At 50.1% G+C, this 26146-nt stretch carries 21 protein-coding genes; 12 read left to right on the top strand and 9 right to left on the bottom strand.

Going from position 1 to position 26146, the window contains the following annotated elements:
• Nucleotides 1-165 precede the first annotated feature (165 nt).
• Genes PH235_RS12295 through PH235_RS12305 form a run of 3 tightly spaced genes read right to left on the bottom strand, consistent with a single transcriptional unit; the run spans nucleotide 166 to nucleotide 4493 of the window.
• The gene (locus tag PH235_RS12295; protein ID WP_272162688.1) at nucleotides 166-1659 is read right to left on the bottom strand and encodes a glycoside hydrolase family 1 protein; all 1494 of its coding nucleotides are present in this window, start codon (nucleotides 1657-1659) and stop codon (nucleotides 166-168) included.
• Nucleotides 1660-1692: 33 nt separating this feature from the next.
• Entirely contained in the window at nucleotides 1693-3030 is a 1338-nt protein-coding gene (locus tag PH235_RS12300) for a PTS sugar transporter subunit IIC (RefSeq protein ID WP_272162628.1), read from the bottom strand.
• A gap of 53 nt (nucleotides 3031-3083) precedes the next feature.
• Complete coding sequence (locus tag PH235_RS12305; RefSeq protein WP_272162629.1) at nucleotides 3084-4493, bottom strand: glycoside hydrolase family 1 protein; 1410 nt, start codon at nucleotides 4491-4493, stop codon at nucleotides 3084-3086.
• Nucleotides 4494-4660: 167 nt separating this feature from the next.
• On the opposite strand from PH235_RS12305, the gene PH235_RS12310 reads away from it, so the two are divergent.
• Both PH235_RS12310 and PH235_RS12315 read left to right on the top strand, forming a co-directional pair.
• A complete protein-coding gene (locus PH235_RS12310; RefSeq protein WP_272162630.1) occupies nucleotides 4661-5533 on the top strand; it encodes a MurR/RpiR family transcriptional regulator in 873 nt (290 codons plus the stop codon).
• Between the two features lie 168 nt (nucleotides 5534-5701).
• Nucleotides 5702-6040, top strand: coding sequence for a YtxH domain-containing protein (locus PH235_RS12315; protein ID WP_272162631.1), 339 nt, complete (start codon nucleotides 5702-5704; stop codon nucleotides 6038-6040).
• 77 nt (nucleotides 6041-6117) lie between these two features.
• Here PH235_RS12315 and PH235_RS12320 read toward each other — a convergent pair whose 3' ends face one another.
• A complete protein-coding gene (locus PH235_RS12320) occupies nucleotides 6118-7101 on the bottom strand; it encodes a hydroxyacid dehydrogenase (protein ID WP_272162632.1) in 984 nt (327 codons plus the stop codon).
• A gap of 759 nt (nucleotides 7102-7860) precedes the next feature.
• Here PH235_RS12320 and PH235_RS12325 point away from each other — a divergent pair.
• The gene (locus PH235_RS12325) at nucleotides 7861-9246 is read left to right on the top strand and encodes an alanine/glycine:cation symporter family protein (RefSeq protein WP_272162633.1); all 1386 of its coding nucleotides are present in this window, start codon (nucleotides 7861-7863) and stop codon (nucleotides 9244-9246) included.
• A gap of 85 nt (nucleotides 9247-9331) precedes the next feature.
• Nucleotides 9332-9553, top strand: a complete 222-nt coding sequence (locus PH235_RS12330; RefSeq protein ID WP_272162634.1) for a heavy-metal-associated domain-containing protein — start codon at nucleotides 9332-9334, stop codon at nucleotides 9551-9553.
• Nucleotides 9554-9571: 18 nt separating this feature from the next.
• Here the strand turns inward: PH235_RS12330 and PH235_RS12335 are convergent, their stop codons facing one another.
• On the bottom strand, nucleotides 9572-9787 hold the full coding sequence (locus PH235_RS12335; protein WP_272162635.1) for a hypothetical protein: 216 nt from the start codon (nucleotides 9785-9787) through the stop codon (nucleotides 9572-9574).
• A 272-nt stretch (nucleotides 9788-10059) separates the two neighbouring features.
• On the opposite strand from PH235_RS12335, the gene PH235_RS12340 reads away from it, so the two are divergent.
• The 6 genes from PH235_RS12340 (at nucleotide 10060) to PH235_RS12365 (ending at nucleotide 17241) form a co-directional block, all read left to right on the top strand.
• Nucleotides 10060-11454: an L-cystine transporter gene (locus PH235_RS12340; protein WP_272162636.1), complete on the top strand. Its 1395-nt coding sequence runs from the start codon at nucleotides 10060-10062 to the stop codon at nucleotides 11452-11454.
• Between the two features lie 540 nt (nucleotides 11455-11994).
• The gene (locus PH235_RS12345) at nucleotides 11995-13869 is read left to right on the top strand and encodes a heavy metal translocating P-type ATPase (protein WP_272162637.1); all 1875 of its coding nucleotides are present in this window, start codon (nucleotides 11995-11997) and stop codon (nucleotides 13867-13869) included.
• A gap of 82 nt (nucleotides 13870-13951) precedes the next feature.
• Nucleotides 13952-14662, top strand: a complete 711-nt coding sequence (locus PH235_RS12350) for a Crp/Fnr family transcriptional regulator (RefSeq protein WP_272162638.1) — start codon at nucleotides 13952-13954, stop codon at nucleotides 14660-14662.
• 301 nt (nucleotides 14663-14963) lie between these two features.
• Complete coding sequence (locus PH235_RS12355) at nucleotides 14964-15254, top strand: hypothetical protein (protein ID WP_272162639.1); 291 nt, start codon at nucleotides 14964-14966, stop codon at nucleotides 15252-15254.
• 48 nt (nucleotides 15255-15302) lie between these two features.
• Complete coding sequence (locus PH235_RS12360; RefSeq protein ID WP_272162640.1) at nucleotides 15303-16226, top strand: exonuclease domain-containing protein; 924 nt, start codon at nucleotides 15303-15305, stop codon at nucleotides 16224-16226.
• 160 nt (nucleotides 16227-16386) lie between these two features.
• Nucleotides 16387-17241 carry a MurR/RpiR family transcriptional regulator gene (locus PH235_RS12365; RefSeq protein WP_272162641.1) on the top strand — a complete coding sequence of 285 codons (855 nt, stop codon included), beginning with the start codon at nucleotides 16387-16389 and terminating at the stop codon, nucleotides 17239-17241.
• 362 nt (nucleotides 17242-17603) lie between these two features.
• On the opposite strand, the gene PH235_RS12370 is transcribed toward PH235_RS12365, so the two are convergent.
• The 4 genes from PH235_RS12370 to PH235_RS12385 all read right to left on the bottom strand — a co-directional run bounded on the left by PH235_RS12370 (nucleotide 17604) and on the right by PH235_RS12385 (nucleotide 23198).
• On the bottom strand, nucleotides 17604-18494 hold the full coding sequence (locus PH235_RS12370; protein ID WP_272162642.1) for a DMT family transporter: 891 nt from the start codon (nucleotides 18492-18494) through the stop codon (nucleotides 17604-17606).
• Between the two features lie 126 nt (nucleotides 18495-18620).
• Nucleotides 18621-19847 (bottom strand): MalY/PatB family protein, encoded by a 1227-nt coding sequence (locus PH235_RS12375; protein ID WP_272162643.1) that lies wholly within the window; start codon nucleotides 19845-19847, stop codon nucleotides 18621-18623.
• Between the two features lie 310 nt (nucleotides 19848-20157).
• On the bottom strand, nucleotides 20158-21966 hold the full coding sequence (locus PH235_RS12380; protein WP_272162644.1) for a DUF4153 domain-containing protein: 1809 nt from the start codon (nucleotides 21964-21966) through the stop codon (nucleotides 20158-20160).
• 248 nt (nucleotides 21967-22214) lie between these two features.
• Complete coding sequence (locus tag PH235_RS12385) at nucleotides 22215-23198, bottom strand: lactate/malate family dehydrogenase (RefSeq protein ID WP_272162645.1); 984 nt, start codon at nucleotides 23196-23198, stop codon at nucleotides 22215-22217.
• 158 nt (nucleotides 23199-23356) lie between these two features.
• Between PH235_RS12385 and PH235_RS12390 the strand changes: the two genes are divergently transcribed.
• Both PH235_RS12390 and PH235_RS12395 read left to right on the top strand, forming a co-directional pair.
• A complete protein-coding gene (locus tag PH235_RS12390; RefSeq protein ID WP_272162646.1) occupies nucleotides 23357-24013 on the top strand; it encodes a TetR/AcrR family transcriptional regulator in 657 nt (218 codons plus the stop codon).
• A gap of 105 nt (nucleotides 24014-24118) precedes the next feature.
• Nucleotides 24119-26140 (top strand): ABC transporter ATP-binding protein/permease, encoded by a 2022-nt coding sequence (locus tag PH235_RS12395; RefSeq protein WP_272162647.1) that lies wholly within the window; start codon nucleotides 24119-24121, stop codon nucleotides 26138-26140.
• Nucleotides 26141-26146 lie beyond the last annotated feature (6 nt).

The following is a 26146-nucleotide window of genomic DNA, read 5'->3' on the forward strand; positions in this document are numbered from 1 at the left end:
CTGTTTTCCCTCTTTTCTGTACCACAACAGACGCACTTTACAATTGTGTTATCAGATAGTTTCCTCAACTCGATTATACGCCCATCCGAGCGGCTGTACAATTTTTCCAAACGTACAAAAACCATATCGGATGGCATGTCGCGCCACCCGATATGGTTTTCCTGATTATTTTGTTGCGGTCTGCAATTCAGTGTACAGGCTGGCGCCGTTCGTTTCGATGACATCCTTGTACCAATGGAAGGATTTCTTTTTGAAGCGGTCGTAAGTGCCGTTGCCGAGATCGTCGGCATCCACATAGATGAAACCGTAGCGTTTTGTCATCTGGGAAGTCGAGGCGCTGACGATATCGATGCAGCCCCATGAAGTGTAGCCCATCAGCTCGACGCCGTCCTTGATGGCCAAGTTCATCTGTTCGAAATGATCGCGGAAATAAGCGATCCGGTAATCATCAATTACCGTACCGTCTTCGGTCAGCACATCGGTCGAGCCGATGCCGTTTTCGACGATGAACAGTGGGATGCGGTACGTGTCATAAAGATCTATCAGGGAAATGCGCAGCCCGACCGGATCGACTTGCCAGCCCCACTCGGAGGTGTTCAGATAAGGGTTCTTCACGCCGGTCATCAGGTTGCCGCCAACTTTTTCACGTTGGGACGCATTTTTCGACACGACCATCGACATGTAGTAGCTGAAGGAAAGGAAATTAACCGTATAATCTTTCAATAACTGTAGGTCTTCTTCTGTCCTATCGATCTTGAAGCCGTTCTCTTCGAAATAGTTCAATACATGCTTCGGATATTCCCCGAAAATCTGCACATCCGCATAGAAATGGTTGTCGCGGTTGGCTTTTTGCGCCATCAGCACCTCATCAGGATCGCAAGTTTCGGCATAGGTCATCGTCTTCGTCAACATCGCGCCCATCTGCGCACCCGGGATGATTTCGCGCAATAGCTTGGTCGCTTCCGCACTGGCCACGAACTGGTGGTGCAGCGCTTGGTAGATGGCTTCTTCGGAGGCTTTTTTGTCGGCGTATTTTTCCTCGACCACACCGACAGTCGTGAACGGGTGGCGGAAGACGCTGTCTATTTCGTTGAAGGTGAGCCAGTATGTCACCAAGTCCTTGTACTCGCGGAAGACCGTTTCGCTGAATTTGGTGAAGAAACCGACGACATCACGCGAAACCCAGCCATCGTAGTTTTCCACCAGATATAACGGCATTTCATAGTGCGACAGCGTCACCAATGGCTCGATGTTGTGCGCGCGCAGCGTCTCCAGCAGATCGCGGTAATAGTCCAAGCCCTTTTGGTTCGGCTCCGCTTCGTTTCCGTTCGGGAAAATCCGGGTCCAGGCGATCGAAACGCGCAGCACCTTGAAGCCCATTTCGCCGAACAAAGCAATATCTTCTTTGTAGCGGTGGAAGAAGTCGATGCCTCTTCTTTTCGGATAATAAACGACATCATCGGTCTCCTTCGCGGTGGCGATGTCCTCCAATGAAACGTGCCATTGCGATTTGTAGTCTTCGACCGAGATGCTCGGTTTGAAACGGGCGACATCGGCTACCGACATGCCCTTCCCGTCCACGTTCCAGGCACCTTCCGCCTGGTTGGCGGCGATGGCGCCGCCCCAGAGAAAATCTTTCGGATAGTAACTTTTCATTATTCTGTCCCCTTTTCTGTTTTGGTTATGCTGTGCTTAGATTTTTTCTGTGGCAATTTGGCTTGCAGTTTCCGATTCGGTTTCCTCGATTGCAACCGTCGCTTTATTTGCAGCCAAGACGAACGGCATATACATAACAACCCCCAAGGCCATGATCAGCATCTGTACGATGACGCCGTTGATGCCGTAGCCCAGGAAGGCGCCTACGCCAAGTGGAAGGCCGAATGGCACATCCACTGTATTCGGCTGCAGGAAGCCGATCTGGTTAAAGAATAGCGCAATCGCCGTGCCAATACTGGAGGCGAAGACGAAAGGAATAGCAAACACCGGGTTCAATACTAACGGCAGACCGAAAACGACAGGTTCGCTGATCCCGAACAAACCAGGCATGAAGGACACTTTAGCGACAGCCTTATGGTCATCACGCTTGGAAGCGATCAGGATGGCGATCAACAGCGACAACGTCAACCCGGCTCCCCCAGGAACGATGAATGACATCCAGAATCCCATTGTGACGGGATTCGTTGCGGGCTCACCGGCTTGGACAGCTGCGATGTTGTTGGCCAAAGCTGCGATCAATAACGGATTGCGGATCGGTGAAATGATCAAGCCGCCGTGGATGCCCACCAACCAGAAGATTTGGCTGACGATGACCAAAAGCATGATGCCGCCTGGGCTTTGGACCAAGCTTTCCAGCGGTGCTTGCACGATTTTGTAGATGAATTCATTCATGTACATGCCCGTGAAGTTCAGGAACAATTGAGCTGTAAGAGCCACGATGATAAGAGTCACAAATATCGGCAGCAGCACATTAAAGGATGCGACGATTCCGCCCGGTACACTCGGCGGCATTTTGATGCGCAACACGTTTACATTGGATAATTTTGTGAACAGTTCGACGACCAGGATCGTCAAAATCATGCCGATGAACAAGCCAGAAGCGTTTGTGCTGGTAGCCGGCAACCCTTTGACAACCTGTTGCACGCCATCGACTGTCGTAGTGAAGAATTGCGGAACCACAATGACGTAAGCGATCAATGCGACCGCGCTTGTGATCAACGGATTCGTATTATTGCTTTTTGCAAGATTTGTAGCTAAAAATAAAGGAATGAGCAGGGACATGATGTCCATCGTTGCGAAATTGATCGTGCTGAATGCCGGGGCCAACGCGGTCAGGAAGCTGAACGGCGCAAACTGGGCAAGTCCGGTAGTCGGGCTGGTCAGCAGCACGTTGAACAGTAATGCGAACGAGCCGATAATGATGAAAGGCATATAGGCGGTGAATGCATCCTTGATGGCGCGGAGATATTTGTTCCCCTCGACCTTTTCGGCAACGACATCGATCCCTGAGCTAAGTTTGTCCATGAAACCCATTTAAAATTCCTCCTTCAACTGTTTCAAACTGTCTTGCTTATGATCAACCTGTCCTATTCGAACAGGCTTTCTCCGTTTGTTGCGATGACTTCCTGGTACCAATAGAAACTATCCTTCTTGAGGCGCTTCAGCGACCCGTTGCCTTCGTTGTCCTTGTCGACGTAAACGAAGCCATAGCGTTTCTTCATTTCACCGGTGCCTGCGCTGACGATGTCGATCGGCCCCCAGTAGGTGTAGCCCATGACCGGAACCCCGTCCTTCAATGCCTCGGCCATTTCGACCAGATGTTTCTTGGTGTAATCGATGCGGTAGTCGTCATGGATCTTGTTGTCTTCCGTCACCTCGTCGTTGCTGCCCATGCCGTTTTCCACGATGAACAGCGGTTTTTGATAACGGTCGTACAACTCATTGCAGACGTAACGCAAGCCAAGTGGATCGATCTGCCAGCCCCAAGGCGTTTCATCCAGGTACGGATTCTTCTCGCCGATGATGCCGCCTGTGTTGCCCAGGATTTTCATGCCATCCTTGTAGGTCGTGCTGCGGTAATAACTGAATCCAAGGTACTCGCTCGGATAAGCGGCGATTTCCGCCAGATCATTTTCGCCCATCTCAAGCTGGATGCCGTACTCCTCGAAAATGCGGTCTGCATAAGATGGGTATTTCCCTCTCAGCATCACATCGCCGAAGAATAAGGATCGTCTTCGCAATGACATCGCTCCGAAGATATCTTCAGGCTTGCAAGTGTTCGGATAGACTGCGCTCAAGGAAAGCATGCAGCCGATTTGCGCTTCCGGCATGATTTCGTGGCAGAGCTTGTTGACTCGGGCGCTGGCGACGAACATGTTGTGGGAAGCCTGATAGATGACGCGCAGTTTCTCGTTCTCATCCGCCTCATCCAAAATCACGGCGCCTGCCGCAAACGGAATCGTGTGCATATTGTTTATTTCGTTGAAGGTCATCCAATAGCTGACTTTGTCCTTGTAGCGTTCGAACACGGTGCTGCAATATTTCTCGAACAGCCCGATCAGCTCGCGGCTTTCCCAGCCGTTGTATTTCTGCACCAAGGCATAAGGTGTTTCATAATGCGACAAAGTGACGACCGGCTCCATGCCGCGCTTGAGCATTTCCGCAAACAGGTCATCATAGAACTGCAGGCCTTTTTCGTTTGGCTCCTCTTCTTCGCCTGTCGGAAAGATGCGCGCCCAGGAAATCGATGTCCGGAAAGCCTTGAAGCCCATTTCTTCCATATATTGAAGGTCTTCTCCGTATCGGTGGTAAAAATCGATCGCTTCATGGCTCGGATAGAATTTATCCGGATCTATCGCTTTATCCGGCTCGGTCAGGAACCCGTTCGTCAACACATCGGAGATGGCCAAGCCTTTGCCGTCATCCAGATAGGCGCCTTCCGCTTGATTCGCGGCGATTGCCCCGCCCCATAAAAATCCTTTTGGAAATCTACTCATTTTTTTCCTCCTCTAAAGCCGTTATTAGTGCTATCATAACCATTAAGAGGACCCGCGTATATACTTCCAAAAGCATTAGGAAAGCGGTTACATAATTTGTTTTTATCGAGCCGTTTACTTGTAACGGCATTACAAGAGTAAAAATTTCGAATGAGGTGATCAGAAGGATGGACTTGCAGACGAAGCTTGCTTCGGAGTCCTTTTCCGGAACGGAGAAGGCAGTAGTGGAATATTTCATCAATCATTTTGACAGGGTCGTCGATATGACGACTTTACAAGTGGCCAAGCACACCTTCACGTCCAACGCCACCGTCGTCCGTGTCTGCCAAAAGCTCGGTTACAAAGGCTTCAATGATTTCAAACTGAAGTACTTGACGGAACAGAAGCCGGACTTCCAAATGGCCGAAAAATTGGATGCCAACTTCCCGATCCAAAGCGGCGACAAAGTGCAGACTATCGCAACCCATATCGCAGCCCTGAAGGAAGCCGCTATCGAAGAAACCAAAAGCCTGTTGGATTACACCAAGTTGCAGGAGGCCATCGCGCTCCTGGAGGCGGCCGAAACGATCAATGTCTACTGCTCCCATTCGACGATAGCACATGCCAAGGAATTCCAATACCACTGCATGCGCATCGGCAAACGCGTGATCGTCGCAAGCGGTCCGGGCGAACAGGACTACTACGCCAGCCGTTCCTCTGAGGAAAATGTGGCGATTTTGCTCTCATATACCGGCGAAACCCATGAAACGATCGGCGACGCCAAACTGTGCCGCTACGGCGGAACGAAGACGATCTCCATCACGTCATTCGGCCAGAACAGCCTCAGCGAAGCTTGCGATTACAATTTCTTCATCCCGCCCTGGGAAAAGTATTATTCGAAAATCGGCCAATTCGCTTCTTCCGCTGGCTTCAGCTATATCCTTGACCTTTTTTACAGCGGCATCTTCGAAAAGGACTACTTGGCCAACTACGAATACTTGTTGGAACATACCGGCCGGTTGCGCATGGTTCAGATCAACAAGAAGATGAACGACATTTAGACGAAGCTTGGTGGTTATCGTTTTGCTTAATTTTTGGTGTGTTATATACTGATGGCAGAAGGAAATGTTGGTACTGCACACATTCAGATAGGTTTTTGGTCAACACTCGTTTGTTTTGATGTCCGATGGCAGCGTTCGCGTTGCCGCATGAAAAAGGAGGTACCAAAAATGGGAAAATTTTCTAGTTTCGTCAGAGGGCTTGTGATCGGCGGAGGAATCGCCCTGCTATTGTCACCTAAGCCCGGAAAAGAAATTCGCAAAGATTTGGCCGACAAAGCCGATGAGACGTTGGACAAAGTGATGGACTACACCGATAAAGCCAAGGAAACTGCAAAAGATGCCGTCGATCAAGCCAAAGAAATGGCCCAAGAAACGACAGACACGGTGAAGCAACAATTCGCCTCGAAGGCTGCTGAAGTTGAGGAAAAATTCGATGCCGAAACGGAAGCGCCCGTGACCGAAGTGGACGAACTTGATCCGATCGAAGAGGCATTGAAGACCTTGTGAGTGTAAACAAATAGAGTGGAAAAAGCATCCTTTCCGGATGGCTTTTCCACTCTATTTTTCAGCTTATTTCCGCTCTATTAAACCTGTTCTGCCACTGCAGTTTGCACTAAGCGCTCTTGCCATTGCGACTGTCTGCCGTTCAGTACGTCATCGATTCCGACGGCTGCGTGGTAGCCCATCAGATCCAGCGCTTCATGCGTGATGATGGCGTTGTGCGGTGTCATGATCAGGTTATCCAATTCGAAGAAAGGATGATCCTGCGCAATCGGCTCCTCCTGAAAGACATCCAGGGCAGCACCGTTGATGACGCCGCTCTTCAAGGCTTCATGAAGCGCCTCCTCATTGATGAGTTCTCCGCGGGCGCAATTGATCAAGTAGGCGTTCGGTTTCATCAAGCGCAGTGTTTCCTGATCGATCATTCCTATTGTTTCCGCTGTGACAGGGACATGCAAGGAAACGAAATCGGATTTTGCCAAAACTTCCTCCATCGAACTAGCGCAAGTCACGAAGCCTGCGTATTCATTTTTCACAAGAAATTCATCATAAGCAATCACCTTCATATCGAATCCGTTTGTCGCTTTGCGGGCAACCAGCGAGCCTATGCGTCCAAGGCCAATCAGACCGAGTGTCTTGCCTTTCAGCTCCGTCCCTTTGTGTTCGTAGCGCGCACCCCAATTGTCATGGCGCACTTGTTGGTCCATGAAAGGGATCTGATGCGCGAGGCTCATGATGAACCCCAACGTCCGTTCTGCGACCGCATTGCAAGTCGCTGCAGGCGTCGTTATGATCGGGATTCTCCGTTTGACGCAATAATCGCTATCGATATTGCCGTAATCTACGCCATGGACACCGATGACCTTAAGTTTTTTCGCAGCTGACAGGACTTCTTCCGGGTATGGCGCATTTGGCCTGACCAGAATGGCGTCAGCATCGACTACCAATTCCTTCAGATAATCGACGCTGATGTTTCCGTTTCCGACGACGATTTCGTACCCTTTGTCTTGCAGAAAGTCTTTTCCTAATGCACTGATATCTTCTGGGATGACAACTTTGTAGGCCATGATGATTCCTTCTTTCTCATTATGATGGACCAGCAAAGAACATGCTTAGCTGTTGGCTGCCAGGTCGTTCCAAACGCTCCGGAATGTGACAGTGCCACAGTTGCCGGTTGCGAATTGATGTCATTAGTATAGGCCAACCAAATCCGCAAAGCTATGTTCCGGAAAATAAGAATACACCGCTTACACAGACCTTTTGTTGTTCCGCAAAACAAAAATCCTATCGAGGAAGATTCGCATTTGCTTCAATCGTTTCATAATACCTAGAATATGGTTGCTTCTATATATTATGAATTCTCATATTTTTCAAATTATCGTCAATCAGACATAGGCCTGCATATCACAAAGCCCTAACAATTGGGACAATGGGCAATACTGAAATGGCTGCCGCAGGTTATTTTCTCATCATTTTTTAATTTTTGTTTGACTAAAGCCGCTCTTCTTACTCAGATTGTTCATCGTGACTACCTATATAAAATTAATCAATTTATTTGCTTATACTTTTTTACTCCATTCTCTGAAAACAACTGTTCCGAACATTCATATTTGTTGGGATTTCAGCTTTAATTCATGAGAACAAACGTTATTCTCCAGCAGAAACATGTGTTTTTAATCACAAAAATTTAATCCTATCTTCGCCTGGGGACTTTATTTCTAATGAACGTTTCATAATTACATTGACACAGCCGTGTGATATCGTTAGAATATCAAAGATACATAATAAAATGGTGTGAATTCACTTATTGGAGGATTTGGTATTATATGGATGTTATATATAATTTTTTGGCCGACTATGTGAATGTTCTCTTATGGGACTACTTTTTGACATATGGCCTACTGTTCGCCGGATTGTACTTCTCGATCCGCTTCGGTTTCCCGCAAATCACGCGCATGTGGGAAGCTTTCAAACAAGTTTTCGGTAAATTGTTCAAAAAAGACGCTTCCCAGGAAGGTTCGATGTCTTCCTTCCAAGCCCTTGCGACGGCCATAGCCGCCCAAGTCGGGACTGGAAACGTGGCGGGTGTGGCGACAGCCATCCTCGGCGGCGGACCGGGAGCCATTTTCTGGATGTGGGTATCCGCTTTCCTCGGTATGGGCACAATCTTCAATGAAGCGATCCTGGCGCAAGTCTACCGGATGCGCGACCGCAACAAAGGAGACCTCGTCGGTGGGCCGGCGTTCTACCTTTCCAAAGGTGTTGGTTCCAATGCATTGGCTAAATTCTTCTCCGTCTCCCTTATCGTAGCGTTGGGATTCATCGGTAACATGGTGCAATCAAACTCGATCGCTTCGGCTGTGACTACCGCCTTTGCCATTCCGGAATGGGTGACCGGGCTCTTGGTTGCTTTGGCAGCCATCCTGATCTTCGCAGGCGGAATGAAACGCATCGCTACCTTCGCGGAATTCGTCGTCCCGATCATGGCACTTGTTTACATCGTTTCCAGTGTCGTTATTCTCTTCCTCTTCCGCGATAATGTTGTCCCTGCCCTCAAAATGATTTTTGTCGGAGCCTTTTCACCTCAAGCCGCAATCGGCGGTATCGCCGGAGCATCCGTAAGAGCGGCAGTCCAAAAAGGCGTGGCCCGTGGTTTGTTCTCGAACGAAGCCGGAATGGGTTCTACGCCGCACGCGCATGCCGTCGCGCACGTGGATCACCCGGTACAGCAAGGAATGGCAGCAATGGTCGGCGTCTTCATCGATACCGTCGTCGTCTGTTCCGCTACTGCACTAATCATTTTGGTGACCGAATCCTATATGGATCCTGCGTTGAAGGGTGCGCAAGTGACCCAGGCCGCGTTCTCGATTGCCTTCGGTGGCGGCGGATCCGTCCTGTTGGCCATCTGCCTAACCTTCTTCGCCTTTACGACGATCGTCGGCTGGTACTACTTCGGCGAATCGAACATCAAATATCTGTTCGGAACGAAAGGTGTCCTTCCTTATCAGATTCTGGTCGCGATTTTCATCTTCCTGGGCGCCTTGCAGGAAGTCGATATCGTCTGGATGCTTGCCGATACGTTCAATGCCTTGATGGTCATCCCCAACTTGTTCGGTCTCTTCTACCTGTCCAATCAAGTCAAGGGCATTCTGGAGGATTACGACCGTTGCAAATTGGAAGGCCGCATCTTCTACGATTACGACGTAAAATGATTTCGAATACTTGATGCTGGTCAAGTTCTTTCCGGCGTACTCCACTTATACTATAGTCATACCAGACAAATAGGAGGAATGAATCATGAGCCAAGCCGTTATCCAATTAGGGCCCGTCACTTGCCCATCCTGCGTCAAGAAAATCGAATCCGCCGTCAGCAAAATCGAGGGTGTCGAAACCGTCAAAGTGTTGTTCAACTCAAGCAAAGTCAAAGCTGAGTTCGATGATAACAAAACTTCAGGGAATGACATCAGCGAAACGATCCAAAAACTGGGCTACGAAGTCCAATCGGTCAAAGAATCCTAAATCATTTCAGGGGTCGCCTCAATTTCGAGGCAACTCCTGTTTTTTGTTTTCGATAGTTTCCTGAAACATGGATTCCGCAGAGTTATTCATCTTTTCCGCGCCCATCACTCCCGCAAATTCAATTATTCCTGAACCGAGGGATATCAGTTGCTTTCGAAAAATAAGCGTGCTATCATGAAAATACAAATGAAAATAAGTTGTGCGATGAAGAGAAGAAGTAACTTTCAGGGTCATCAAAGAGAGCCTCAGTCGGTGAGAAGAGGCATGGTCAGGAAAGCGAAAATGCGTCTCGGAGCAAGATGATGCGTTAGTGTCATTTCGGTTTGTACCCGATAGCGTACAGAAGTATGGCTGATTTTGCGTACTTCATAAGGCACAATCCGCGAGGGTCGTGCGAAAAAGGGTGGATCACGAAGAGCTTTCGTCCCTGTATTCCAAGCATTTGGAGTATAGGGACGAGGGCTTTTTTACGTTCTCGGGATAGATAAATTAAAGGAGGAATTCAAATGGACATCATTTCCATTGTCATTATTTTAGCCGTATTTGTGGCACTGCTTTTCGCACTTTATCGTTTAGGCACCAAACATGTCAAGTTCTCTAAACGCGTTTTCATCGCGCTGGCTTTAGGGGTTATCTTCGGGGCCGCCATCCAGTTGCTTTTTGCACCGGACAGCACAATCACACTGACTTCCATCGATTGGATCAACATCGTCGGTAACGGTTATGTCCGCTTCCTGCAGATGCTGATCATGCCGTTGATTTTTGTGTCGATCGTGGGCGCTTTTACCCGCATCGAAGAAACCAAGAATCTGGGCAAAATCAGCGGATCCGTACTCGGCACTTTACTTGGCACAACCGCCATCGCTGCCCTTATCGGATGGGCATCGGTCATTCTCTTCAATCTTGATGGCGCACAATTCACGCAAGGTTCCGCTGAAACCGCAAGGATAGAAGCCTTGACTACCCAACAGTCGCAAGTCGCTGATTTGACGATCCCTGGCCAAGTGCTCAGCTTCATCCCGACCAACATCTTCCAGGATCTGGCCGGTCTGCGCAGCACAAGTACGATTGCCGTCGTAGTCTTTTCCGCTTTTGTCGGGATTGCGTATATGGGCATCAAGAAAAAACAACCCGAAAATGCCGCCCTGTTCAATAAAGGACTGCAAGTCATCCAATCTATCGTTATGCGTATCGTTACCTTGGTTCTGCGCCTGACTCCTTACGGAATCTTGGCCTTGATGACCAAAATGATGGCAACATCCAGCTACCAAGCCATCGTCAACTTGGGGCTGTTCGTGGTTGCTTCTTATGCCGCTCTGCTTGTTGTCTTGCTGGTGCACAGCTTGATTCTGGCAGCAGTCGGCGTCAATCCGATCACCTATTTCAAGAAAGCTTTCCCTGTTTTGAGCTTCGCCTTCACTGCCCGTTCCAGCGCCGGCGCACTGCCTTTGAACGTTGAGACGCAAACGAAAGCATTGGGTGTCGATGATGCCTCCGCCAACTTCGCTGCCAGTTTCGGCCTTTCCATCGGTCAGAACGGTTGCGCGGGCGTCTACCCTGCCATGTTGGCGACCATCGTCGCTCCAACTTTGGGTATCGACGTCACCAGCATCGGCTTTGTCTTGACGCTCATACTGGTTGTGACGATCAGTTCCTTCGGGGTTGCCGGTGTCGGCGGCGGCGCGACTTTCGCCGCTTTGATCGTTCTCGGCGCGCTGAACTTGCCTGTCACAATCGCCGGACTGGTCATCTCAGTTGAACCGGTCATCGACATGATGCGTACTTTGACCAACGTCAATGACAGCATGCTGGCCGGCGTCGTTTCTTCCCGAAATATCGGGGAATTCGACTCTTCCATCCTGAACGACGACGCTGCTGTTGTTGATGGGGATGCCATCTAGTCTTCTATATATATCTGTCCTGCCCAAGGGCTCGGCTGTCTGCAATTTGCAGGCAGCTTTTTTGTGTTCGGATACCATTGAGCGGTGGCGTGCATCCGGGCAAGCGCTGCGTTCCTCCGGCGAGGCTCCCCACCCCGGAGTACAGCGGTAATTTGCGGGCTCTTCTCCTGCGAGCAGGTTCTCGTCGGAGCACAAGTCTTAAATGTGGGCTGTACTCCGGCATAGCCTCCGTTCGCCGGAGGAGAACGATTGCGTGCCGCTCATCGGAGTTGAGCGGCGAAGTCGGTGCGTTCCTCCGGTGAGGCTTCCCACCCCGGAGTACAGCGGTAATGTGCGGGCCCTTCTCCTGCGAGCAGCTTCTCGTAGGAGCACAAGGCTTAAATGTGGGCTGTACTCCGGCGTAGCCTCCGTTCGCCGGAGGAAAACGGCTGAGGTTCTGCTGATCGTATTTCCGCATCCAAAGCTTGACCATGATCAAGTCGCTTTCCTGCCTGATGTCGTATGATTAGGCTATAGGAAATACAAGAGGAGGTCATTCAAATGATCAAATGGATCAATAAATACAAAAACCGCATCACCGCTCTGTCAGGTCTCCTGATTGCGCTTGGCTTCATCCTGAATACCCTCGGAAATGCTGCGGCTGCTGACTACGCGCTTATCCTCGCGACGCTCATCGCGGTGGTGCCGATCATGTACAAAGCCTACTTGGCGTTGCGGATGAAGGCTTTCAGCATCGAGTTGCTGGTGACGATCGCGGTCATCGGCGCGCTGTTCATCCGCGAATATACGGAGTCTTCCGTTGTGACTTTTCTGTTTCTGTTCGGCGATTTCTTGGAGGCGCGCACCTTGGAAAAAACCCGTTCTTCTCTACGCGCCTTGATCGACATGGCGCCTCAGGAAGCCATAGTAATGCATGGTACTGACCAAGTCGTCGTGCCGGTCGAGGAAGTCGCTGTCGGGGATCGGCTGTTCATCAAGCCCGGCGGCAAAATTCCGGTTGACGGCATCATCGTGAAGGGGCAGGCAGCCATCAACGAAGCCGCTGTGACTGGGGAAGCGATCCCGGCCAATAAATCCTTGGATGACAAAGTCTTTTCGGGGACATTGGTGGACGACGGCTTCATCGAAATGATCGCGGAAAAGGTCGGAGATGACACAACTTTCGCCAAAATCATCGAATTGGTCGAAGAGGCCCAGGAATCCAAATCCAAGGCCGAACGTTTCCTCGATGCCTTCGCCAACTTCTACACGCCTGCCATCGTGGCGCTCTCCGTCATCGTTTACGTTTGGACACGCGACCTGCATCTTGCCATCACTTTCCTTGTGATTGCCTGCCCGGGTGCGCTCGTGATCGGCGCTCCGGTATCGAACGTCGCCGGCATCGGCAACGGCGCCAAATACGGTGTGCTGGTGAAAGGCGGCGAAGTCATGGATCGCTTCTCCAAAGTCGATACGCTTGTTTTCGACAAGACCGGCACGTTGACGAAAGGCAAACCGGAAGTTACCGACATCCATATCGTTGGCAACATCGACCGCAGGGAATTGCTGCAGCTGACGGCTTCGGCGGAGCGCATTTCCGAACACCATCTCGGACAAACAATTGTGAAATACGCACATCAACAAGGCCTGGAAATGGCCGCTGCGCCGAAAGATGCGGAAGTCATCAAAGGAAACGGATTGAAAGCGACAGTTGACAACCGCCATCTCGTCGCCGGCAACCGCAAACTGATGGAACAGGCCGGAATCCTTATAAATGAAGCGGCGGAAAACTACGCGATTGCCCGCGAAAAAACCGGCAATACTGTCGTTTTCGCAGCCGTTGACGGCACGCTCGCCGGGCTCTTATCCATTGCCGATCAGATCCGCGAGGACGCACCGCAGGCTTTGGCCGAAATGCGCCGAAACGGCATCAAACAGATCATCATGCTCACGGGAGACAACCGCCATACCGCCCAAGCGGTCGCGGAACAATTGAAATTGGACGCCTTCCATGCCGAGCTGTTGCCGGAGGATAAAGTGCGTTTCGTCAAACAACTGCAGGCAGATGGAGCCGTTGTGGCAATGGCCGGGGATGGCATCAACGATGCGCCTGCCATCGCGACCGCCGACATCGGCTTGGCCATGGGTGAAGGCGGGACCGACATCTCGATGGAGACGGCCGATGTTGTGCTGATGGCCGACAAGCTGATGCAGTTTTCTCATGCTTATTCGCTCTCAAAGGCGACCATGCGCAACATGAAACAGAACATCGCCATCGCGGTAGGGGTCGTCCTCTTCCTTTTGGCGGGCGTGCTGATGGGATCCGTCCATCTCGCCAGTGGCATGTTTATCCATGAAGCCAGCATCCTGGCCGTCATCCTGAACGCCATGCGCCTGATCGGTTTCGGCCGGAAATCGAACGCTGAACCAAGATAAAATTCGCATGCAGCCGGTGGATTGCGGTACAATTTAAGCAACCAAGGCCCCATGTCCCATTCCGAAAAGGAGGATTAGCTCAATGAACGAAACCCACAAACCGGCGCACAATTGCAGCGCAGGGTGCACCTGTAACGCGCAAAGTTCCTGCATCTCGCTTGTGCCGATCTTCAATCACCTGGAGCCGGATCAGATGGACGAAATCATGTCCGTCACCCATCCGGCGACCTACAAAAAAGGCGAACTGCTCTACCGCCCCGGCGATGCGTCGGATACGCTCTACATCCTCCATTCCGGCCTGATTCGCATCTACCGGTTAGCCGAATCCGGGAAGGAACAGCTCGTGCGCTTCCTCTACCCGGGCGATTTCACCGGCGAGTTGGCCCTCTTCAGCGAATCGAAGCACGAAGCCTATGCCGAAGCCGTGAAAGAGACCCAAGTCTGCCGGATGCAAAGGAGCGATTTGCAGCACTTTTTGTTGAAATACCCGGCCATCTCCCTGAAGTTGCTGCAGGAATTCTCCAACCGTCTGGAAAAGTCGGAACGGCAGACGACCTACGTGGCGACCGAAAAAGTCGAATCCCGCTTGGCCCTTTACCTTGCCGAACTGGCCACGAAGGACGGCGACACAATCACCCTTCCGATGTCGAAGAAGGATCTGGCTTCCTACCTCGGAACGACACCGGAAACGATCAGCCGGAAGATGGGTTCCTTGGAGGACCAACATCTCATCAAACAACTGAACCACCGGGAAATCGTCATCCTTGATCTCGATGGTTTGTTGTTTCTCTAAAACCGCTACCGACCGTCTTGTCATGAGACGGTTTTTTGATTTGCAAGCGCACGAATCGTCAGATGTCGGCTGTTTGTGATACGAATCAAGCAGTTCAACCGACAAATAGAGGCTCTCTCGACTGTTTGCGTTACCACACGAACAGTTCAACCGACAAACCGGGCAGCTCTCGGCTGTTTGCGTTGCGACATGAACAGTTCAACCGACAAATAGGCGTTCTGATCTTTTTTGTCGGATCACAACCATATTCCGCAAGAGCGCTTTGTGGTAGAATAGGCTTACGAAAAAGGGGGAAATTTTGATGACAGAAAAAATGAAGCAAAGGCTTTTGTTGACCTTTGCAACGGTTGTCGGCTTCGTGGTCGGCTACCTGAATCCGGCGACTTCCCAAGCACTCTTATCAGCCATCGGTTGGATTGCGGGGATCGGCATGTTCTTCCTCTTCCGACGTTCCAATAAAAACCCGTCACGGGACTATACAGCAAGCTGGGCCTACCAGTTGATCCGCATGCTGCTGTTCTTCATCATCGGCGCGGCTTTGGGCAGCATGATCCCTTACTATCAACAGATCATGGCCTTGCAGCAGCAATAGGCCATCTATTCATTTTTCACTAAATAACCAAAAGGAGTATGTATGCACATGGATTACGTCGCCATTGACTTTGAAACTGCAAACAGCCGTGGTGACAGCGTCTGTTCCATCGGCTTGAGCCGCTTTTCCAACGGGAAGGAAATCGACCGCTACTACGCGCTCATCAATCCGCGCCAATATTTCAGCCGCGGGAATATCCAAATCCACGGCATCACCGAGGCCATGGTCGCCCGCGAACCTTCCTTCGACGAACTTTATCCGGACATCCGTTCCTTCATCGGGGAAGATCCGCTGGTCGCCCACTTTGCCCAATTCGACATGAGCTGCCTGCAGCAGACGATTGAAACCTACAAACTGCCTAAGATGCAGAACGAATTTTTCTGTTCCTGCAAGATGGCCCAACGCATGCTGGATTTGCACAATAACCGCTTGCCGACAGTCCTGGACTACTTCGGCATGACGATCGATAACCACCATAATGCCGTGGAGGATGCGGTCGCCTGCGGGCTGATCACCAGCAAAATGCTGGCGCAATACGACTACGACATCCAAGGCTTTCTGGACGAATACCAATACCGGATGGGGAAATTGTTCTCGCATGCTTTCGGAGTGGCGAAAGGCGGCAAAAGTACCCCTTCCAAACGGGCAAAAACTGCCGCACCGCTGAAGCCGAAGAGCCTGCTGTTCGATATGGAACACGTCTTTTACGACAAGCACGTCTGCTTTACCGGCCGTTTCCAGAAATTGAAGCGCAATGATTTGGCGCAGCTCGTCGTCGATGTCGGTGGCCATTTCGACGCCAATCTGAGCTACGAGACGCTCTACCTGGTCGTAGCCGACAATGATTGGCGCAAAATCGGCACACCGAGCGAGAGCCGCAAAATCCAATCCGTCCGCGAACTGCAAGGCAGCGGCCACAATCTGACCCTGCTTTCCGAATCGGATTTCCTGCGCATTTTTTTGAAGAAATAACCAAGAGCCAGTTTATTTCAAAATAGGTATCCAACAAAAGAACGGCCATCTTGATCCAATAGGGAATCCGGATGACCGTTCTTATAATCTAACACACGATGAAAATGTAAGCTGTTCCAAAAACAGGAACTAGGCTATAATAGCAATGAGGTGACGACAGATGAATATCTTCAGCAAAATGGACAATTTAGTGAGCCTGACCGAGAATGAGAAAATTTTGGTTTCATACATAAAAGCAAATCCCGAAGCATTCGTGAAGATGACCTCCTCGGAAATCAGCGAAGCCAGCTTCATTTCGAACGCAACGATTTACCGGTTGTGCAAAAAATTGGATCTAGCCGGCCTTTCCGAACTGAAAATACTGGTCTCGTCTTCTGTCGGCGACTATCTTAAGGAACGGACGACCCTGGATTTCAACTATCCGATCCACTCCAACGAAACCCAGTACCAGATCACGCGGACGATGCAGGAACTCTATGAGCAGACCGTGGTGTCCTCGCTCAACAACTTGGATCTGGAACAGCTGCGGCAAGCGGCTTCCTTGATGAAAAAGGTGCCGGCCATCGACCTTTATACCTCCGCCGGAAATCTGTTTTTCGCCGAGAACTTCAAGTTCCAGATGCAGGAAATCGGCAGATTCGTCAATGTCCCGATTGAGGAGTATCATCAACGTCTGACGGCGGCCGCCAGCGATTCTTCGCATCTTTCCATCGTTGTTTCCTACGGAGGACGGGGCACGGTCATTCCCGAAATCGTGAATATCCTGAAGAATAACCGATCGCCCATCCTGTTGATCACATCCACTGATGAGATCCCTTTCGCGGATGCGGCTACGCACCATCTCTACATGAGCTCGAACGAAAGTCATTATAATAAGATTTCTTCGTTTTCGACCAGGCTTTCTTTGCTGTTCTTGCTGGACTGCCTCTATACCAGCTATTTCAAGCTCGACTATGAGCACAATGTCGCACTTAAGATGGATTACTACAAAAAAATCAGCCGAATTATCTGGTGATGATCATCGGAACAGCTGCTCCGTCTGAAAAGATTCTCTCACTGTTCAAAGCGTAAGGACACAAGTTGTGAGGGATTTCTTTCATTCGGGGCTCGGCATCTTTTCTCGCAAATAGTTATGGCGTATACTGAGTGCATCCATAAAAGAGGAACCTTCATTTCTTAATGAAATCCTCCCGGCGTGAGATCGCTCAGTCAGTAAGCGTCGGAAAAATGACTCCATTCTTGAGAAGAAATTGTCTTACCCGCGTACTGCCATACGCAACGAGGCATTCTGCTCTACGAAAACCGGACAAATCTGTCCGGTTTTTTGTGTTTTTTACGACAAAAAGCGGAAACGAGGCTGCCTCATTTCTGCTTTTTCTACTCTTTGCTGGTCGCTATTTGTTTCTCTCTGTTGCCCAGAAATTCGTTCAGGAAGGCCGCAGCCAGTATCAGCACGCCTCCCGCCAATTGCACGGGTGACAAGTCCTCTTTCAGGAATACAGCCGAAACCACAATCGCCGTCACCGGATCGACATAGCTAAGCACAGCGAATGTCTGGCTCTCGACAGCTTGGGCGCCTGCAAACATCAGCACATAGGCTATCCCCGTGTGGATGATCCCCAAAACCAGCAGACTGGTGATGGAGCCTCCAGTCAATTGTCCCAATCCGAACCCGGAAGTCAGTGCAACATAGGGGGTCAGGATTCCGGTTGCGATGACGAGCGTCAAAGCAGTCAATGGAATCCCGCCAAGACCCGCGATTTTTTTGTTGGACATGATGGCCACCGCATAGAAAAACGCTGCAGCCAATCCGAGCCCGATCCCGACCGGATGATTATAAGTACCCGAGTTGGGGCTCACGCCGATGATCAGGAACATCCCCAGCATCGCCAACAGGACGCAAGCAATCTTCTTCGCGGTCAAGGATTCCTTGAAGACGAACGGCGCCAACAGCGTCATGAAAATCGGCTGGAAATAATAGCTCAACGTCGCATTCGATACCGTTGTGTAGCGGAAAGCTTCAAACAGCAGAATCCAGTTCATGCCGACCGCAAAACCCGAAAGCAACAGGAACTTGGCATTTTTCCTCACCAATGCCAAAGGGATTTTTTCCTTGCGCACCACCAATGTTCCCCAGAGGAACAGACTCCCTAAAGCGCCCCTGAAGAAGGCAACCTGATTGGAGGCCAAATCGATATTTTTGACGAAGATGCTGATCGTCCCGAATATCAGCATCGACAGCATCACTTTCCCTTTTCCTTTCGACACAACCCCACACCTTCCCTTGATTGATGAAAATAGTACACCCATCATATCACAGAGTTTACCGGCCGGGACAGGTCTGGTGCAAAAAAAATACGGAACGCATAACCAACTGCGGTCCGTCATATATTCCTACTTTTTATCATAAATGCTGTACAACGCTTCCCCAAGACGGTTGAGTGTGTCTTCAATCACTTTGGTCGGCGCGGCCAAATTGATGCGCTCATAACCTTCACCCTCTTCGCCGAAGATATACCCTTCATCGGTAAAAAACTGCGCTTCCTCACGCATGAACCGTTCCAGTTCTTCCGGCGAAAATCCCAGCGCCTTGAAATTCACCCATTGCAGATAAGTCCCTTCAACCAAAGGCGCGGTTATTTTAGGGAAATTTGAGGCGAAGAAATCGCGCACCAGATGCTGGTTCCTGTCGATGACCGGAATTAGATGATCGAGCCACTGTTCCGCTTCATTGTATGCGACCCGACACCCTTCCAACCCCAGCGTCCCGACCATGCCGCAGGCGACACTTGCGAGCGCATCGGACATTTTCTTCCGCAAAGCCTCATTTTGAATGATGATGTTGGAAGTGCACAGCCCAGCCAGATTGAATGTTTTGGAGGGTGCAGTGCAGGTAATCGTCCTTGCCGCCACCGCGTGGGAAAGTGTCTGGAAAACTTTATGTTCGTAACCGGGCATGATCAGATCGTGATGGATTTCATCCGCAACAATGATCATGTCATAGCGAAGCACGATATCCGCTAAGCGCGCCAGCTCTTCTTCCGTCCACACTCTTCCGACCGGATTATGCGGGCTGCAGAAAATGATCAGCTTGTTCTCTTTCTTGCGGCAGAGATGCTCCAGCCCTTTGAAGTCGATCGTATAGTCGTCAGCGCGATTCAAGAGCGGATTCCTGGCGACTTTCCGACCCGCGTTTTCGATGGCCCCAAAGAAAGGATAATAGACCGGCGTCATGACGATGACACCCTCACCGGGCTGCGTATAAGCCCTGACCGCCGCATAGAAGGCGGAGACGACGCCAGGACTGGTCAAGATCCATTCCTTCTCCACTTCAAAATTGTGCCGGCGCCGTTGCCAATCGATGACTGCTTGATAGTAGCCTTCGGTTGGCACACTGTAGCCCAATATGTTGTCCTCCAAATATTCCTGTAGGCCTTTGGTGATTTCCGGTGCGGTCCTGAATTCCATGTCCGCCACCGTCAGCGGCACCACATCAGCGGCTACATCCGGCATCCATTGGTACATCTGTTGCCATTTCACGGAGCCTTTGTCTTTTCTGCTGAGGACCGACTCGAAATCATATATTTTTTTGTTTCCTTCAATCTCCATCCCGTACACCATACTATCTCTCCCTTCCTCCTCGTGTAAGCTTTAATCACACAAAGGTCGGTTCAGCCCCTTATTTTTGGGTGCAATTCAATCATAAAACTAACTATAAGGGGATTTCGGGCTCATGTCGAATTTTTCATAACAAATTTGGTCACAAAACCTCACATAGCGTTAAACCCCGCCCTCGATTCCCTATCCAACCGCTGTTTCCCCGCGTCACTATTCCTCACATGCCCGTTGATGAAAAAAAGCACAAAAGAAGCCCCGGACACGCTACATTCGCGCATCCGAGGCTATGAAAGTACGCTGACTGGCCTCTTGTTTATTTGAATTCAATAAAGAGGTAGAGATCTCCACCTATGAAATTCGGTGTGCGTTCCAAGGAATTGACCAAAATATTCATTCTGATGCGGTCATTTTCGGTGATAATCGTCGCATCCTCGATTGTCAGATTCCCTTTATCGAAGCCTGACGTTACAGACTGCTCGAAAATGGTATCGTACACTTCGCGGGTATTATAGGCAATCAGTTCCTGTCCTGCCGCATCCTTCAAAGTCAGAATATAGTACTCGTCATCCAATCTTTTTTCCAATTTATATTGTTGGCCATTCGCTTCAAAATCGGTAGTTTCAACTGGGCTTGTTTCGACTTCGGAGTAGTAAAGATACTGGTGAAGCATAATATCAAAGCCTGCGATTCCGACGACGGGATCGGCATCCCAATTCAGGTAGACGAACTCGCCTTCGCCTTGCGGGTAATCCGTTTCGGAATAGGTCATGTCAAATCCGTAGGTATCGCTGAAATCACTGTAGACATTGAAATCGCTCGGCAAGTAGGATACCTCTTTATTGTAGCCCATGTTGTCGATGTAGGAAGCGACCTTGGTGATGACGATCTTATCGCCGATGGAAACGTCACTTTTTGGAACGATTGCATTATCCACCAGCATATCATTTTCAATCAGTTTCCGTTCCAAAAAGCCAATCTGGTTATTCTTGCTGACAGTAAAGGCATCGATCGGCGGAATGATGGAAATGGCCGACAACACAAGCAAGGCGATGGCAATCAAACCGTTATGCTTCGGTTTCATGAAACTGAAGATCACCCCGGCTATCGTCGCGAAGATTCCGAATAGGATAACATAGTAACGGCCGTGCGTGACGCCCATCTCCCTGATTTTCAGAAACGAAGCGATGGTTTGGAAGACGACGATCGGAATCAAGACCTTTGGAAAAATCTTGCGGAAAAGGTCAGCAAATTTATTCTGGAGATTGCAAGCAAGGATATAGACGATGATGACGATGATCGCATAGGAAACAAGCAGTGGCTCCAGAAGATTGGTTGTCCAGAACTCCCCTCCGATGTTCATGACAACATAGATCACGAGAATCAACGTATAGATGGCCGTCAACGGGATGATGATGTAGGAAATCAGGATTTCCAGGAAACGCGGCACCATAAATTGACGATCGAGCGTTTCCCCGCGTTTCGCCCACGCCTCATCCGGAATCATTTCTTCGCGTTTGCCCGGATAGAGCGGCGTCATCGACAAGAAATAGATCGGCGCAAACAAGGAAGCGACGATATTCATAAGATGCGAGAGAATCTTGAAATCGATGTTGAAGAGCAGGTAATCAGTGGCATAGAAAATGGCGCTGATTCCGCCTGTCAACACTGCTGAAAAAAGTACGGTAGTAAAGAAAGCTTTCATAGCCGACAAAAAACTCCGGTGGAAAGGCACCTTCACACTTTTGATCGATGGTATCCAAATAAAAGCAATCATGAGAGCGAACAGTGCCACACCCGTTTTTACACTTATGGCGATATTGTACTGCGTCTGCGGTCCGACCGCGAAGTAATAGCCGGTCGTAAGTAATACAGCCCCGCCCATCAGCAGATAGCGGGCATTCAGTTGCGTAAAGAAACGTTCATAAACCATTTGGCCGACGATGCTCAGCATGGCTCCCACCAAAAAAGTGAACAGATAGCGGGCATAATCCTCGCGCGGATTTTCGATCATGAAGCTGTTCAACACTGCGACCGCGATCAAAAATAGCACGGTCAGTGGATAACGACTGATGGAACGCCCCATTCCTTTGTAGGCTTTCCAAAACGCGTCTTTGAATTTCATTTTTGCCACTCCTTTCAGGCATTCGGATGATCGGATAGCATTCTTTTTTTTGAAACCATCCCCCTTTCTGCACCTATCCTTTGCACCCGTGTTACTTCTATTTGTTCCCGATGAAATCGTACAGTTTGCTTATCTTAATTATGGATATTCAAGCGCACCTTTGTCAAATTTTGCGATGCCTTTATGGTCGTCGCTCCAAAAAATATGCCATCAAAAAAAGAGCATAGCTTTCGACTATGCCCTCCTTCTTAACTTTTGAACGGACCTGTTTTCGCATCCTTCATCGCCAATTGGATATAGTCGATGGAAGCATTTAATTTGGTGGTTTCCCACTCATCCAAAGCGACCCCGAATTGTTTTTCTACGCCGTTGCGGCCGATCAGGCAAGGCATGCTCAAAGCCACATCGCCGTCATGTCCGTACTGTCCGCGCAGAATCGTGCAGACGGGGTGGACGCTCTTTTCATCCAACAGGACCGCTTGCGCCAGGGTGATGGCGGATTGCGCAACCCCGGCATTCGTCCAACCTTTCCCGTTCAGCACATCATAGGCCGACTTCACGACCGCTGCCCCGATCGCTTCAGGATCCAATGTCTCCACTTCCGGGAAATAAGTTCCGAACTCATCATAGCGGATGCCGTTTATGGCCAAACGGCTCACCACCGGGAAGGCGGTAAATCCGTGCTCGCCCATCATATAGCCGGTCACGCTCTTGGGATCGACACCATACTGTTGCGCAATCACTTTCCTCAGCCGGGCCGAGTCCAGCATCGTGCCTGTCCCGAAGATCCGTCCTTCCGGATAATCGAATTCGCTGGCTGCGATATAGGTTACCGTGTCCAATGGATTCGTGATCAGGATGACGATGGCTTCTTTTGTATATTTTACGATTTCGGCCATGACTTCCCGGATGACCGCCGCATTTTTCCCAGTCAAGGAGGCGCGATCCGGGATGGCATTCGGATTCTTATCATCCTTCAGGACACTCGGTCCGGCCGCGATGATGATGACGTCCGCATCCGCGCAATCGACGTAATCCCCGGCATGTACATCCACATTGGACATATAGGTCAACGCGGTCGCATGCGCCTGATCCAAGGCTTCCCCATGGGCAACATCCTTCAGAATATCGATCGTCGCGATTTCCGCAAATAACCGCAATTTCATCGCGTCGGCCAACACATAGGAACCTACGTGACCCACACCCACCACAACAAGTTTATTTTTGTGCATCTTTTCCCCTCCAGTTCTCATCATACTTTCATCTTAGCACCTTTTCGGCGATTTATCACATGTATTTCGCGAAAGTGGACAAGCCTTGATGCCGGCTTGCAATAATCCGCCGGTCCGAGTACTATGGAAGCAACATCACCAAGAGGAGCATACGTTAAATGGAAAAGTTTGTGGAAGCTTTAAAACAAAAAATTCGCAGTAAAGAGGGCTTGTCCCCCAAGATGCAGGATATTCTGGATGCTTGCGTCGTGCTGTTCTCGACGAAAGGATTCTCCAACACCAGCACAAAGGACATCGCAAAAGCAGCCAATGTTGCTGAAGGGACCATCTACAAGCACTTCGGGACGAAGGAAAATTTACTTTACGCTACGATTTTCCCGATTCTGCGCGATATCATTTCAACGGAAGCGCTCACCCAAGTGCAGCAGTTCCGCAACTCTGCAGAGAATGCGCCATTTGAGCGGTTCGTGGAATTCATCGTGCGCAAGGATGTTATGATGCCCGAAGAGCATTTCCAGTCAGGAAAGATTTTTCTCACTGAAATGATGTACGATAAACAGCGTTGCCAAGAGTTCATCACCATGATCCCCAAGGACTTGATAGAAGGCATTTATGCGATCCTCGACGGCTACAAAGAGAAAAATGAAATCGTCGATTGGCCGAACCCCGTCATTTGGCAATTCATCATGAGCATCCTGTTCGGTAATCACCTGACCCATTACGTCCTTTTCACGGATACAAAGCGCGACAAAGAAGCCGAAATCGCTTATTTGACCCAACAGATCGTCAAAGGCCTCAGACCCGATGAGCAATAGCATTGACAGCCCTTTGCCGAATCGCTATACTTGACTAATCGCATAGTGAGTAAATGCTCACTCATCGTCGTTTCTTTTAAAATAACAAGGAGGCATCCGATAACTATGGCTTTTGTCGAACTAAAAAATCTGAATAAATATTACCCGATCAGCGGCTCGGAAGATTTCCAGGCACTGAAGGACGTCAACCTTTCCTTGGACAAGGGCGAATTGGTCTCAATCGTCGGGGAGTCCGGCAGCGGGAAGTCGACCTTGATGAACCTATTGGGCGGTCTGGACAGCCAGTTCACAGGCGAAATAACCATTGACGGCCAAAACATGAGCACGTTCAAGGAAAAAGATTTCGTGAATTACCACAAAGAAAAAATCGGCTTCGTTTTCCAGAGTTTCAACCTTGTTTCCCACCTGAGTGTGCTGGATAACGTCACATTGGCGATGACGCTTTCGAACGTCGACAAAAAAACGCGGGTCGCAAGGGCAAGAGAAGTCCTGAAGCAACTTGGCCTTGACGACCAATACAAAAAGAAACCTAGCCAGTTATCCGGCGGGCAAAAGCAGCGTGTGGCCATCGCCCGTGCGTTAGTCAATGATCCTGATATCATCATTGCGGATGAACCTACCGGAGCCTTGGACTCACAGACGACGGATCAGGTGCTGGACATCATCCAGGACATCGCCAAAACCGGCAAGTTGGTCATCATGGTCACCCACTCGGAGAAAGTAGCGGCCCGTTCCACGCGCGTCGTCACGATCGATGACGGAAAAATCATCGGCGATATCCGTCAAGGCGAAATCGCCTTGCACGACAACGCGTTTGAACTGCAGCAGAAAAGTAAGAGCAAAAATCTCACTTTTTTTGCAGCAATCCGCTTAGCCCTTCTTAATATGAAGGAAAAATTGGCCCGGAACATCCTGATAGCTCTCGGCGGCAGCATCGGTATCATGAGCATTATCGTAATGCTGTCCCTTGGCGAAGGGGTCAATGACTACCTGACCGAAACGATGAACGCCAACGTCAATCCGCTCGTCAGCGAAGTGCGGATGCCCATCGTGATGGAAACCAACAACAGCGAGAACACTGATTCATCCATGATGATCATGACCCCGGCCGGTGCGGAGATACCTGCCGGTTCTGCGCCATCGGGTCCTCCAGCCGGCGTGACACAATCCGATCCGTTCGGAGAAGAGAACCTGGAGGAATTGCGGAACATCCCGCATGTCGCCGAAGTCAATCAGGCCTACACTTCGCTTACGATCGGCAGCGACAACGTCATCTTTGAAGAGAATAAATATTCCTTCATGACTTTCGGGACGACCTCTGGCATGACCGATTCCAATATCCTGTACGGCGCGTTCCCTGAAGAAGGCGAAATCCTGATCACAGAAGGCATCGCCAACCAGATGGGCGCTACTGCGGAAGCAGCCATCGGAAAAGAAGTGACCCTCGACGTAACCATAGACGGTGATTCCTTGGAAAAAAATTACATCATCAGCGGTATTTACACGGCCGGCCAAGCCATCGGCGCATTCGAGTCTGTATACATGTCGGCTGATTCCTTTGAAACATTGACCGCAGAGAACAATATGGAAGTGAAGCCCAATGTTGTCTACTTGGTATCCGACGATCCTGACAATACCCAAGCCATCAAAGATGAAGTAGCTGCCCTAGGTTACCGCGGTTCTTCAGCGGATGCCCTGGCTTCCACTTTCACCCAGATGCTGGATATCTTCACCTATATCCTTTCCGGGGTTGCCGGCATCTCCTTGTTCGTGTCCGCCATCATGATTTTGACGGTGCTCTACATCAGCGTTGTGGAACGCACACAAGAAATCGGCGTCATCAAAGCAATCGGCGGCCGGAAGAAAGATATCCGCCGCATCTTCGTTTCCGAGTCCTTCCTGATCGGTCTGTTCAGCGGAATTCTGGGCGTAGGCATCGCCTACCTCATCACCGTTGTCGGAAACATTGTTGTGGAGAATCTGTTTGACACGGCCATCCTGAATATGACACCGGCCTTTGCGGTATTCGGAATCGTCACCAGCGTGATCATCAGCATGGTAGCCGGCCTGATGCCTGCCCAAAAAGCAGCCCGCCTCGACCCAGTAGAAGCCCTCCGCCACGATTAAGATCAG

The organism is Trichococcus sp. K1Tr, from assembly GCF_028309625.1.
Classification (GTDB): domain Bacteria; phylum Bacillota; class Bacilli; order Lactobacillales; family Aerococcaceae; genus Trichococcus.